We start from the raw sequence: 12,280 nt of genomic DNA on the forward strand, positions 1-12,280 counted from the left end.
TGTGATGGTCTTGTCGGTCTTACTGGCTGACGCCGGCGTGGATCAGGCGCTGCTTGAGCACTTCGTTCTCGGTCAGGAGGGTGGCCACGCGGTCCTTCAGCGAGGCGATCTCGGCGCGCGCGGCGGCCAGTTCCTCAAGCGGGTCGCCAGGTGCCGTTTCCTTCTTCGGGCGGGTCGCCATCTTCTGCTCGCGCACCTGGCGCGCGGCCTGCTGCAGCTCCTTGCGCCCGCCCGCCACGGCGGCCTTTTGCGCCTCCTCGGGCAGCTGCGCCACGTTGGCGGCGGCATTGATCGAGATGGTGCCGGTGCGCACCGCTTCGCGCAGCTCGGGCGTGGCGGCTTTCTGGATGCGCTCGATCTGGCTGATGGTGTTGGCCGACACGCGCGCCGCCTTGGCCACCTCCTCGCGCGTGTTCCAGGGCGGCGGCGGGCGCGCATCCATGTCGTCGGCTTCCGGCTTGGGCGGCTCTTTCGCCATTTCTTCCGCCATGCGGGAGGTGACGATTTCCTTCTTCTTGAGCGCCAGCACGCCGCGCTGGAAGTCGGACACGCTGCGGCGCGCCAGGTGGTTGTCGATCATCCACAGCATGACGTCGTCGATCGACGCGAAATTGTTGTTGTGGACGGTACGGAAGGGAATGCCGTGCTTCTGGCAGATCTCGTAGCGGTTGTGGCCGTCGATCAGGGTGTCGCGCCACAGCACCAGCGCGTCGCGGCAACCCTCGGCCAGCAGGCTGCGCTCGAGCGCAGCATATTCGATGTCGGTCAGCGGGTCGACGAAGGCACGCAGTTCGTCATTGATGATGATGTTCAATTCTTGTCCTCTTGCAGCGGCGGCAACGGGTAAACCGCCGTCCGGCATGCTACACCATACGGGCCGGACGACCAATGGATGAGTGGATGGAATCCGTCCGCTGCCCTCGGCAAAAGTTCCCGGCGTATTCACCTTGCATGACATTTCTCAGCCATCACGCTGCGCTGGCGCATCGTCCTGTTATCAAAAAGGTATGTACTGATTATTAAGCTTGCTTAATTAGTCATTGCCAGTTAGCAGCAAGTTCCGATCGAGCCGTCATTGCGAGGAGTTGGATATGCGAAACCTGTGCGTCCCCCTGTATCGCCGCCTGGCCAGGCTTGCCCTGGCCTGCCTGTGCGTCGCTCCTGCCCTGGTCGCTTGCGCGACGGGCAGTCCGCCAGGCACGGCTGCCCTCTCCGCAGAAGACAGGATCGAGCGGCTCGACAAGAACGCCATGGGGGCAGCCGTCGCCGACGGACTCACCACCGGCCTGGCCCTGTCGGCCGGCGCGCTGGAAATGAATCCCCTGGTGCCGACCTCGCCGGCGGGGCTGATCGTGCTCACGGGAGCCAAGATCGGGCTGGTGAAGTACGCCGAGCGCCTGCCGCAAGACGAGAAGCGGATGCTCATCAAGAGCTCGGGTTCGCTATGGACGGGCGCCGCGGTCAACAACCTGATGGTCTTGCTGTCCACGCCGACGCCGGTCGCGTTGGCTGCCGGGGTGGTGGCCGGGGTGCTGTGGTGGCAGCACGGTACGCGCGTGTACGAGCGGGCGGATCGGGAGATCGCGGCGCGGCGGGAAACGCCGGCGCCGGAGGCGCAGCCGCCGCTACGGGAGGCGGTCACGGTCGCGCCCTAGTATAGGCCTGGAGAATCCGGATGGTGGTGCGGGCAGCCGGAATCGAACCGGCACGCCTTGCGGCGGCAGATTTTAAGTCTGATGCGTCTACCAATTTCGCCATGCCCGCGCCGGCGGGGATTGTACTACGTGCAGCAGCCACAGTGTTAGTAGTTGAGCCAGGGGGAGTACCCCAGGCCCGCCAAGCCAAAAAAATGCCGCTGTCCATTGTGGACAGCGGCAAAGAACTCAGTCAACACTGAGCTGGAGACACGCGGAGAAAGGTGGAACTATCCACCAGAGAACGTAACCAACATAAGCCCGCTATCGGGACGTACAAGCGCCGGTTTTTCCCGCGTGTTTGTCAGCGTGGTCGCACAAACGTGCGGCAATCCATCAATAGACGGACTCGTAGGCCACTGCCAGGCACACCAGGCCCATGAAGAACAGCAGGCCATAGACGAAGATGCGCATCGAGGTCGCCAGTTCGGCGACGGCGCGGTCGGCCTTGCTGTTCAGCTTCCCGCGGCGCCGCGCCCCGTTCAACAGCAGGGAAACGAAGACGAACAGGCTCGCCAGGATCAGGACGATTTTCATGCGCGGCCTAGGTGCGCGCCACGACCAGCGCCAGCGCCACCAGCGCCAGGATGGACGACACGCCGGTCGCCACGCCCAGCCACAGCATGCGGTTGCGCGCCGCGTCCATCTTGACGATCAGCTGGGCGTTCTGCTCGGCCATGTTGGCGATGATCTCGGAGGCCTGCAGCATCTGGGTGCGCAGGTCGGCCAGGCTCATCTCGTTCCTTTCGACCCGCGTCACGAGCATGCCGAAGTAGTCGTCCTGCGGCTCCTCGTGCATCATCGGATCGGGGGCCACGCCCGCCGCGCCGCCAGACTTGCGCGCCACCGTGTCCCACAGCCTGCGCGCCCCGGTCGCCACCTGGGGCGCCGCGTTGATCACTTCGCTCCACGGCACGGTCTTCAGGACGCTCCACCAGCCACTAGCCATACAATTTCTCCTCTTGTCAGGTCCAGCCGCGAGCATACCACCGCGCACGGCGAGTACACGAACTCATCCGATCTCTAGCGTGCCGCGCCCCGGACGCGCCTGCGCTACCATGCACCCATGTGTGGACGATTTGACCAGAGCCAGACGGCTCGCTACTACGCCGGCGTGTTCGGCTGGACCGACGCAGTCTACGACAGCGAGTCCACCCCTGCCTGGAACGTCTCGCCCGGCAGCTACCGCCCGGTGCTGCACCTGCAGGACGGCGAACGCCGCGTCGACGACGTGTTCTGGAGCTACCGCGCGCGCTGGGCCGAAGGCAAGCTGCCGGTCATGGTCAACGCGCGCATGGACAAAGTCACCAACCGCTACTGGAAGCCGCTGCTCAAGAAGGGCCGGGCGATCGTGCCGGCCGAAGGCTGGTACGAGTGGACCGGCGAAAAGGGCAAGAAGCAGCCCTGGCACATCCACCGCAAGGACCGCGCCCCGCTGTTCCTGCTGGCGCTGGCCAACTTCGGCAGCCTGAGTGAAGAGCGCGCCGAGAATCGCGCCGAGGCCGGCTTCGTGCTGGTCACCGATGCCGCCGACGAGGGCATGCTCGACATCCACGACCGCCGCCCGGTGGTGCTGGATGCGGCCGACGCCGAATTGTGGCTCAACCCGGACTTGTCGCCCGAGGAAGCCCTCGACCTGGCGCGCCGCGCCGCCCTGCCAGTGGACGCCTTCGAATGGTACAAGGTGAGCACCGCGGTGAACCGCCCGGGGGCGCAGGATCCCCAGATGGCCCTGCCCCTGGAAGACTGATTTTTACCGGACGGTAAAAAACACGGGCTCCTACGCTCAGGTACAGCATCCTTCAAGATATTTCCTGGTAAAACTCAACCACTTGCATGAGCTAGATCGAACAGGTACACGCAACCAATGCTCGGTTCGGATGGTCTTAAAGACTGGATACCAAACTCTGAGGACGTTTACCATGGGCGAGTACATGCAAGTGCGGACGATGCTGAAAGAAGGCGAGGCCTATGCGGGCCTCATCCTGGGCAAGGAAGAAGATCCCGACTACCACCTGGTTCTGCTGCCGGGCGAGGCCGTGGACGTCAGCTGGTCCAGTGCCGTCGAGTGGGCGCGCGGCCAGGGCGGCGTGCTGCCCACCCGGCGCGAACTGGCCCTGCTGTTCGCCAACCAGCGCGAAGCCTTCGAACGCAACTGGTACTGGTCGAGCGAACCGCACGAAACGCGCACCCAGCTGGTCTGGGGGCAGAATTTCGCCAGCGGTATCCAGACCATCTATGGGCGGCCCTACCGGGGTCACGCGCGGGCGGTGCGGCGCATTGCCGTGCCCTGAGGGGCACGGCGCCTGCCGTCAACGTTCGGGAACGTTCGCGCGGCCGATCGGCTGCTCGATATTCGCCAGGAACCAGGTCGTGGCCGCCATGACCGCCACGTGACGGCGCAGGTGGTCGGGATCGACCTTGTCGAGCGTATCGGCCGCGGTGTGGTGATAGTCGAAATAGCTGGACGTGTCGATCAGCGGCGCGAAGCTCGGCACGCCGGTACGTTCCAGGAACGACAGGTCGCCGGTCAGGAGCGCGTCTTCGCGCCGGAAGATGCCGGCGCCGATCGGCTGCAGCGCCGCTTGCAGCGGTGCGAACAGCTTGCTCGACGTGGCCGGCACGCTGGCGCGCAGGCCGAAGGGGCGGCCGGCGCCGTTGTCGCTCTCGATCGCGCCGAAGTGCTTCTCGGTGTTGGCCTGCTCGGCGGCCAGGTAGCCGCGCGCGCCGCGCATGCCGTTCTCTTCGTTCATCCAGGCGATCATGCGGATGGTGCGGCGCGGACGGAAGTCGAGCTTTTTCAGGGTGTCGAGCACGGCCATCGCACTGGCGACGCCGGCCGCATCGTCATGCGCGCCCGGCGACAGGTCCCAGGAGTCCAGGTGGCCCGACACGATCACGATCTCGTCCGGCTTGTCCGTGCCCGGCAGGTCGGCGATCACGTTGTAGCTGTCGGCGTCCGGCAGGGTCTTCGGCGTGAGCACCAGCTTCATGCTGAGCGGGCCGCGCTTGGCCAGGCGGCCCATCAACATGGCGTCTTCGGCGGTCACGGCCGCGGCCGGAATGCGCGCATGGTCCTGCAGCGCGGTCGAGCCGGTATGCGGCAGGCGGTAGTTGGCGCCGCCTACCGAGCGCACCAGCGCCGCCACCGCGCCCAGTTCGGCCGCCATCGGCGGGCCGCTGCGGCGAAAAGCCGATGCCTGGCCATAGGCCTGGCCGGCGAGGCCGCGGTCGGCCTGGTGCTGGTCGAAGACCGCGTCGAACAGCACGATCTTGCCCTTCACCTCGGCGCTGCGCGCCTTCAGTTCGTCGAAGGACTTCACCACCATCACCGGCGCGGTCAAGCCGCCGGCCGGGGTGGCGCCGGAACCGCCCAGCGCGGTCAAGACCACGCGCTGGGTGATGCCCTGCGGGCGGCCGGCATACTCGACGATCTCGCCGGTTTCCAGTCCGCGCACCCAATGCGGCACCTTCACCGGCTGCAGCGTCACCTTGGCGCCGAGCTTGCGCATCGCCTCCGCCACCTGGGTCACGGCCGCCGCCGCGCCGGGCGAGCCGGACAGGCGCGGGCCGATCAGGTCGGTCATGTCAGCCATGCGCTCCCAGGCGTAATCGCTCTGCATCGCCGTATCGCGGATCTTCGCGAGCGCCGCGGGATCGTTGCCGGGGCTGACCGCCAGCGCCGCTGGGCTCAGCAGCACGGCGGCAAGCGTGGCGACCCGGGCGGTCAGGACGGGGAGACTGCGAATGCTGCGCTTCATGCGTCGAATCCTTCTTCAGTTCAAGAAAATTCAACGATAGCGCATCCACAAAGTTTTTTGTAAGAAATGTTGGCGTCTTTACACCGGTTTCAGGCCGGCACCAGGCGCACCAGGGTGATCTCCGAGGGCGCTCCGAAACGCTTGGGCGGGCCCCAGTAGCCGGTGCCGCGGCTGATGTACACCCACATGTCGCGCACCCGGTGCAGGCCGGCCACAAAAGGCTGCTGCAGCGGCACGAACAGATTCCACGGGAAGAACTGGCCGCCATGGGTATGCCCGGACAGCTGCAGGTGGAAACCCGCCTCGGCCGCGGCCGGCGCGCTGCGCGGCTGGTGCGCCAGCAGGATGCGCACGTCGGCCTGCTCCCGGGCCGCGCCGGCGGCGGCCTGCGGATCGCTCTTGTGCCCCGGGTAAAAATGGTGGGCCGTGTAGTCGGCGACGCCGGCGATCATCAGGGTGGCGTCGGCGCGGCGCCGGATCACGTGCTGGTTCAGCAGCACGGTCACGCCCAGCCGGCGCACCTCGGCGATCCACTCTTCCGCGCCGGAATAGTATTCGTGGTTACCGGTCACGAAGAACACCCCGTCGGGCGCCGCCAGGCGTGCCAGCGGCTGGGTGTGCGGGCCCAGGCGGTGCACGCTGCCGTCCACCAGGTCGCCGGTAATGGCGATGGCGTCGGCGCCCAGCTTGTTGACCCGGTTCACGATCGCATTCAGGTAGGCGCGCTTGATGGTCGGGCCGACGTGGATGTCCGATACCTGGGCGATCGCATAGCCGTGCAGGCTCGGCGGCAGGTTGGCGATCGGCACCTCGACCCTTTTTACCCGCGCCAACCGGCGCGCGTTGACGAAGCCGAGCGCGGTCACGCCCAGGGCCGCCAGCGGCACCGCGGCGGCGCTGGCGCGGACGAATTCCGGGCCCGGCTCGCCGATCAGATGCAGCGCCAGCAGCCCCAGGTCGCGCGCCAGGGTCGTTACCAGCAGCGAGGAAAAAAAGCCCATCGACAGCAGGCCCAGCCACGCGACCGCTTCCGACCAGCGGCGCCGGCGCAGCGACGCCGACATCAGCCCGACCGGCACCAGCGCGGTCAAGAGCACCAGCAGGAGCACGCCCGCCGCGTTGACAAGCAGCCCCATTGCCAGGTCCGGCAACAGGCGCATGCCGATGTATACCTGCAGCAAGACCAGCAGGGACAGAATGGTGGCGAAAGATCGGTTCACAGGGAGTCGGGGGGGGCTAAACGGTAACAAATGTTAGATGGGGCGAGCCCGTCCCTCTGCAAGTGCCGTTCAGGATGTTACCGCTGGATAGTCGTTTGTAATAATCTGTATTAACCGGTGGCAGCATGAGTCCGCAGGTCTATAGTTCTTCCCATGCCTGGCGTTGTTCGATCATCCTGATCGCCGCAGAGGCCAAAGGAAAAACCATGTTGAAATCTAAAATTGTTGGTGCGGTGGTCCTGGCCGCGGTTGCCGTCTCCCCAGCGGCAATGGCAGACGACCGTGGTGTGAATACCGCAATCGGCGCCGTCGTCGGCGCGGCAATCGGCCACAGCGCCGGCGGCGGCAGCGGCGCCCTGGTGGGCGGCGTGCTGGGTGCGGCGGTGGGCAACGCGGTCTCGAGCCGCGACGATCGCCGCCATTACGACAACCGTTATTACGACAACCGCGGCTACGGTCATGGCTACGTCCAGCCGCGCCCGGTGTATGTCCAGCCGCGTCCGGTCTACGTGCAGCCGCGCCCGGTGTACGTCCAGCCGCGTCCCGTGTATGTCCAGCCGCGTCCGGTCTATGTCGAGCGCCGTGACTACGACCGCCGCGACCGCCGCGACTGGGACCGCCACGACCGGCGCGACTGGGACCGCGGTGACCGCTGGGATCGCCGCTAATCCAAGCAAGACCGCGCACTGCGCGGTTTTTTTTCGCCCCTGCCCTCTTCCAGCCTTTCCAGCGCCCCCCGCTTGCACTCCGCGAAGGCGCACGGCGCCACTCGCGGAGGGGGCATGATCCAGCAAGGCACTATCGTTCATCTGGCGCAGGGCCAGTACCGCCTGGCCGAGGCGCTCGGCGGCTCGGCCTATGGGCTCGTGTGGCGCGCCGATGCCCCGGGCGGCAGCGTCGCCCTCAAGCTGGTCAACACGGCGCAGATGGCGCGCGCGCCGAGCGAGCTGCGCCACCACTGGATCGATGCCGCGCGCGCCGAAGCGGCTTTTCTTTCCCGGCTGGCGCCCTGGGATGGACGCCACATCGTGCGCCTGCTCGACAGCGGCAGCGTGGATGGCTTGCCGGCGATGGCGCTCGAACTGCTGGACGGCGACCTGGCCACCCACTTGAAGGTCTTGCGCGCCAGCGGACGCGCGCCCGGCGCCGCGCAGGCGCTCGACTGGCTCGCCCAGGTCAACCAGGCGCTCGCCAAGGTGCATGCGGCCGGCTTTCGCTACCTCGACCTCAAGCCCGGCAACCTGCTGCTCGAACGCCGCAGCGGGAACCTGAAGCTGGCCGACTTCGGCACCTGCCGCGCCCTGTGCGAAGCGCCCACCCATGCCTATGCCGGCACCGCCAGCTGGCAGGCCCCGGAACAATTCTTTCCGCAAGCCCGGGGCGACTACCTGAGCGACCCGCGCAGCGACTATTTCGCGCTGGGCGCCCTGCTCTACTGGCTGGTGTGCGGCCGCCTGCTGCGCTACGGCGCCGCCTGCGCCCGAGCCTACGCCGCCCACGGGCGCGAAGGCGCGGCCTTGCTGCGCCGCGCGCACGGGGGCATTCCGCCGACCCTGCTGCCGGACGAAGCGGCAGGCTTCGCCCGGGCCTTCGGCCCGGGCCGGGCGCAGGCCGACGCCCTGCTGCGCGCCCTGCTGGCGCCCACGCCCGCCGGGCGCCCTGCCCATGCGCTGCAGGTCAGCCGGATGCTCGACAGCGTGCGCGCCGCCATGGCGCACACGTCCCTGGCGAGGGCGGCATGAAGTCCTGCCCTGTGCGCCTCGCGCTCGCGGCGCTGGCCCTGGCCTGCGTATGCGCCCTGCAGTTCGTGGCGATCCTGCTGGCGCCGCCGCGCCACTTGCCGCACACGGTCACGCTGCGCCTGCAGCCGGGCGAATCGGTCGTGCTCGGCCGCACGGAACTGGCGGCGCCGCGCGCCGCCAGCCGGCAGTTCTCGCTTCGGCGCGACGCCGGCGGGCGCTGGTGGCTGCGCAACAGCAATCCGGCGCAAGCCGCCGTGCTGGTGCGCGGGAAGGAACGCCTGCATAGTGGCAGCCTGGCGCTCGCCGCCGGCCAGCGGCTGCAGGCCGGCGCGATCGTCTTCGAGGTCGTCGCGGCCGAACCCGGCCGCACCGTCCTGCGCGCGGGCCGCCATACCTGGGAATTCGACGGCGCCCTGCTGCGGCGCGACGGCGCGCCCCAGGCGGCCTGCCCCGACGCGGGGCCGGCGGCGCGCCTGGCCGGGCTGTGGAACCGGTTCGCGCCCGGCTTTCTGAGCCTAGCCCGCCCGCTCGCCTTCGGCGGCCATCTCTACTGCGGCAACCGGCTGGCCGTGCCCGGCCTGGACAGCGGCAGGCTCACGCTGGCACGCGACGGCGCCGGCAGGCATGCGCTGGACGTGCGCGGCACCCAGCCGGTCCTGCTGCGGGACGGCGGCCGCTGGTTTGATCTTGCCCGGCGCGAGCACTTGCTGGACGGCGTGGAGGCGATCGCGGTCGGCCGCACCCGCTTCGCGGTGGCGGCAAGCGGGGACAGCCTGCGCCTGCAGCCCACCCGCGAGGTCGAGCTGTTCGCCGAGCCCAGGGCCGTGCTGCCGCCGGGAGTCGCGTGGACCTGGGGCGAGCGCTCCTTGTGGCGCTTCCCGGCGCCACCGACGCCGGCATGGGGCGCCGCGCTCGGCGTGTTCCTGCTGGCCGCCCTGGCCGGCCTGCGCGCCGCCAGCCCGCCACGCCATCCCGCCGCATGGGCCAGGCTGCTCGCCTCCTGCGCCATTCCCGCCATGGCGGTGCTGCTGCTGGCGATGCAGCGCCTCGGGGCGGCGCCCGGCACCGGCTGGGCGCTGCTGCTGGCCTGGGCCTCGCTATGGCATGCGCTGCTGTGGCCGCGGCGCCTGCCGCTGCTCGGGGTGGTGGCCGTACTGCTGCTCGGGGTCGGCCTCCTGGTGCAGCTGGAACTCGGCCTGGGGGCGCGCGACAGCGCCTGGATGCGCCATGTGGAAAACACTTGCGTCCTGCTCGGCGCCGGCCTGCCGCTGGGCCTCCTGCTGCTGGACGGGGTTGCGCGCGGCGCGCTGTCGCGGCCGGCCACCGAATGGCTGCTGCTCGCCCTCGCGCTGCTTGCGTTGGCCGGCCTGGTGCTGCAGGTCACGTTCGGCAACGAGACCGGCGTGTTCGAGGTGCAGCCGGTCGAATTCGCCAAGCTGGCGCTGGTCGCGCTGAGCGCGCACTGCCTGGCCCTGGCCACCGGGGCGGGCGGCAGGGGCCGCGGCTGGCGCGACTGGCTGCGCATGCTGGCCCCGGTGTTGCTGTTCGTGTTCCTGCTGGGCGTGGCGCTGGTGCAGGTGGACGATTACTCGCCCCTGATCCTGCTGCTGGTGTGGGGCGCGGTGAGCTTCCTGGCCTGGTGCCTGGCCACCGGGCGCCGGCTGCGGGCCGCGCTCGCGGGCGGCCTGTGCTGCGCGGCGCTGGGCGCCGCGCTCGCCCTGCAGTCGGCGGGCGCGGCCTTCAGCGGCGGCTTCTACGCCGAACGCTTCCAGGTCTGGGCCGACCCGGGGGCGCACCCGCACACTGGCCAGCAGATGCTGCTCGGCGCCCGCGCCGTCGCCGGCGGCGGCTGGTTGGGGGCGGACGGCCTGCTCGGCCTGGCGTCCCTCGGCCAGGGCGCGGGCGAGGCGCTGCGCATCCCGGCGGTGCAGGACGATTTTGCGCCCTCCTTCCTGCTGAACCGCCACGGCCTGCTCGGCGGCCTGCTGCTGTGGGGGCTGCAAGCCGGCCTGCTGGCCTGCCTGCTGCATGCGGCCGTCGCCGCCTGGCACGGCGCCGCAGGCGCCGGCGACTTCCGGCGCGCCTGGCTCGGGCGCTTCCAGTGCTTCCTGCTGGCCGGCGGCGCGGCCTTCCTGGGCGGACACTTCCTGCTGTCCTGGGGCACCAACCTGGCGCTGTTTCCGATCATGGGCCAGCCGATGAGCTTTCTCTCGAGCGGCGGCTCGCACCTGCTGTTTTTCATCTGCCCCCTGCTAGCGTTCGGCATGGCGAGCGTTCAATCTTTCGAGGAGAATCCATCATGCCGGTCTACGTCCAACACGAAATCCTGGCCAAGGTAGGCGACGTCTTCAATGCCGAGGCGCTCTGGCAGGCGCCTGGCCTGGCGCTGTTCTCGCGCCGCCCGCTGCTGCGCGACCTGCTGGAGCGCTCGCCGCGCGAGCAGCGCGGGCGCGCCGCGACGCGCTGCTTCTCGCACGTCACCCTGATGCTGCCGCAGGACGAGGTCGACGACGACCGCCACCTGACCCGCGGCGCGCGCGTGCGCGACCTGGCGCAATCGCTGGCGGCCCTGCACCAAAAGGATTTCGGCGACCTGCTGGGAGGCGACGAGGTGCGTTACCACGTGGTCGGGAACGAAGCCGTCGGGAGCGGCGAAGTCAAGGTGAAGTTCGGCCACGCGGTCTACCTGCCGGCGCCGGGCGAACAACTGCTGTACACGGTCACGGCCTCGCGCGACAGCGCGATCTGGCAGCCGGTGTGCGCGGTGTACCCGGACCAGCGCCTGACCCTGGTCGGCCAGGACGAGGCGAACGCCACCTTCGCGGTGCCGGGCTGGCCCTTCGGCCTGGACGCCGGGATCCTCCTGATCAACGACGGCCCGGAGAGCGAGATCGAGGTGCAGGTGCGCCCCAAGGATACGCTCGACTGCCGCTTCGACGCGGCCGGCGGCTACTACGTGATCCGGGGCAGGAAGGCGGGCGGCGACGGCGCCGGACAGCGCCTGCTCTTGAGGATCGAGCGCGCCGGCGCGCCCGCGCGCGCGGCCCTGCCCGCGTCGCCGGGCGTGCTGCCGGCGCGCACCCCGTCGGTGTGGAAGCCGCGCGCCACCGCCGCCATCGACAACGAGATGACCGCCATGCCGCTGGCCGGCGCGACGCTTCCGGCCGCCGCGCCTGCGCTGGAAAACGACGCCACCTACGCGCCGCTCGCGCGTCACCGCATCACGCTGGCGGCGCTCGCGCTGCCGCGCCTGAGCCGCTACCGCGACACCGGCGCCGCCGCGCTCGAGATCGGCCTGGGCGCGAACCTGGCCCCCGCCGCGCCGGGCCAGGACTGCCCGATCCGCTTCCTGGTGGACGACGCCGACGAACTGCATGCGCTCACCGCGGCCGGACGCCAGCGCATCAAGGCGCCTGCGCAGTTCGCGCCGCTCGACGGCGCCAGCGTGCGCTTGCACGCCGTGGCGCCGGAAATGGCGGAGCGCTATGCGGCCCTGTTGGCGCTGCCGCAGGGTCCCGAACAGCCGGCCGCTGCCGGCACCCGCTTGGTATTTGGACGCGGCATGCCGGCGCTGGCCGGTCTGCGCGTGCTCGACGGTCCGGCTTTCCTGCGCCAGCTCGACGGCAGCGCGGCGGCCAGCGCCGACCGGCTCGGCCTGTCGCGCAACGCCTTCAGCTGGGAAGCGACAAGCGAAGGCTTGCGCGTGGTGCGCCTGTCCGAGACCCAGGCCCTGTTCCACCTCGATGGCGAACTGCGCCTGGTGGCGCAGGTCGCCAATGCCAGCCTGGAGCAGCCCTACCTGCTGCCGTCCGGCCACCACCTGGTCGCCGGCCACTACGTGCTGCGCTTCGACGCGTGAACCT

12 protein-coding genes and 1 tRNA gene are annotated in these 12,280 nt (G+C 69.5%); 7 read left to right on the forward strand and 6 right to left on the reverse strand.

Features of this window, described 5'->3' with window-relative positions; translation table 11 throughout:
• Nucleotides 1–19: 19 nt before the first annotated feature.
• A complete protein-coding gene (locus ACK4S9_RS11075) occupies nt 20–814 on the reverse strand; it encodes a hypothetical protein (protein ID WP_409725453.1) in 795 nt (264 codons plus the stop codon).
• A 277-nt stretch (nt 815–1,091) separates the two neighbouring features.
• Between ACK4S9_RS11075 and ACK4S9_RS11080 the strand changes: the two genes are divergently transcribed.
• On the forward strand, nt 1,092–1,655 hold the full coding sequence (locus tag ACK4S9_RS11080; protein ID WP_409725455.1) for a hypothetical protein: 564 nt from the start codon (nt 1,092–1,094) through the stop codon (nt 1,653–1,655).
• A 24-nt stretch (nt 1,656–1,679) separates the two neighbouring features.
• Here ACK4S9_RS11080 and ACK4S9_RS11085 read toward each other — a convergent pair.
• From ACK4S9_RS11085 to ACK4S9_RS11095, 3 genes are all read right to left on the reverse strand, one after another.
• Nucleotides 1,680–1,764: transfer RNA gene (locus tag ACK4S9_RS11085), tRNA-Leu, on the reverse strand.
• 266 nt (nt 1,765–2,030) lie between these two features.
• Nucleotides 2,031–2,231, reverse strand: a complete 201-nt coding sequence (locus ACK4S9_RS11090; protein ID WP_409725457.1) for a hypothetical protein — start codon at nt 2,229–2,231, stop codon at nt 2,031–2,033.
• 7 nt (nt 2,232–2,238) lie between these two features.
• Nucleotides 2,239–2,643: a hypothetical protein gene (locus ACK4S9_RS11095; RefSeq protein ID WP_409725460.1), complete on the reverse strand. Its 405-nt coding sequence runs from the start codon at nt 2,641–2,643 to the stop codon at nt 2,239–2,241.
• Between the two features lie 117 nt (nt 2,644–2,760).
• Between ACK4S9_RS11095 and ACK4S9_RS11100 the strand changes: the two genes are divergently transcribed.
• Nucleotides 2,761–3,444: an SOS response-associated peptidase gene (locus ACK4S9_RS11100; RefSeq protein ID WP_409725462.1), complete on the forward strand. Its 684-nt coding sequence runs from the start codon at nt 2,761–2,763 to the stop codon at nt 3,442–3,444.
• A gap of 172 nt (nt 3,445–3,616) precedes the next feature.
• Nucleotides 3,617–3,988, forward strand: coding sequence for a DUF1566 domain-containing protein (locus tag ACK4S9_RS11105; RefSeq protein WP_409725465.1), 372 nt, complete (start codon nt 3,617–3,619; stop codon nt 3,986–3,988).
• A gap of 18 nt (nt 3,989–4,006) precedes the next feature.
• Here ACK4S9_RS11105 and ACK4S9_RS11110 read toward each other — a convergent pair whose 3' ends face one another.
• Together ACK4S9_RS11110 and ACK4S9_RS11115 are read right to left on the reverse strand one after the other, a co-directional pair.
• Nucleotides 4,007–5,455 carry a M20/M25/M40 family metallo-hydrolase gene (locus ACK4S9_RS11110; RefSeq protein ID WP_409725468.1) on the reverse strand — a complete coding sequence of 483 codons (1,449 nt, stop codon included), beginning with the start codon at nt 5,453–5,455 and terminating at the stop codon, nt 4,007–4,009.
• An 89-nt stretch (nt 5,456–5,544) separates the two neighbouring features.
• Entirely contained in the window at nt 5,545–6,615 is a 1,071-nt protein-coding gene (locus ACK4S9_RS11115) for a metallophosphoesterase (protein ID WP_409725538.1), read from the reverse strand.
• Nucleotides 6,616–6,962: 347 nt separating this feature from the next.
• Between ACK4S9_RS11115 and ACK4S9_RS11120 the strand changes: the two genes are divergently transcribed.
• The 4 genes from ACK4S9_RS11120 to ACK4S9_RS11135 all read left to right on the forward strand — a co-directional run bounded on the left by ACK4S9_RS11120 (nt 6,963) and on the right by ACK4S9_RS11135 (nt 12,276).
• A complete protein-coding gene (locus ACK4S9_RS11120) occupies nt 6,963–7,343 on the forward strand; it encodes a glycine zipper domain-containing protein (RefSeq protein ID WP_409725470.1) in 381 nt (126 codons plus the stop codon).
• Between the two features lie 114 nt (nt 7,344–7,457).
• Nucleotides 7,458–8,417 (forward strand): protein kinase domain-containing protein, encoded by a 960-nt coding sequence (locus ACK4S9_RS11125; protein ID WP_409725473.1) that lies wholly within the window; start codon nt 7,458–7,460, stop codon nt 8,415–8,417.
• A complete protein-coding gene (locus ACK4S9_RS11130) occupies nt 8,414–10,756 on the forward strand; it encodes an FtsW/RodA/SpoVE family cell cycle protein (RefSeq protein WP_409725476.1) in 2,343 nt (780 codons plus the stop codon). The genes ACK4S9_RS11125 and ACK4S9_RS11130 overlap by 4 nt, the downstream gene beginning before the upstream one ends.
• The gene (locus tag ACK4S9_RS11135; RefSeq protein ID WP_409725478.1) at nt 10,717–12,276 is read left to right on the forward strand and encodes a hypothetical protein; all 1,560 of its coding nucleotides are present in this window, start codon (nt 10,717–10,719) and stop codon (nt 12,274–12,276) included. Before ACK4S9_RS11130 ends, ACK4S9_RS11135 begins: the two co-directional genes overlap by 40 nt.
• Nucleotides 12,277–12,280 lie beyond the last annotated feature (4 nt).

This window comes from Massilia sp., assembly GCF_046293535.1.
Lineage (GTDB): Bacteria > Pseudomonadota > Gammaproteobacteria > Burkholderiales > Burkholderiaceae_D > Telluria.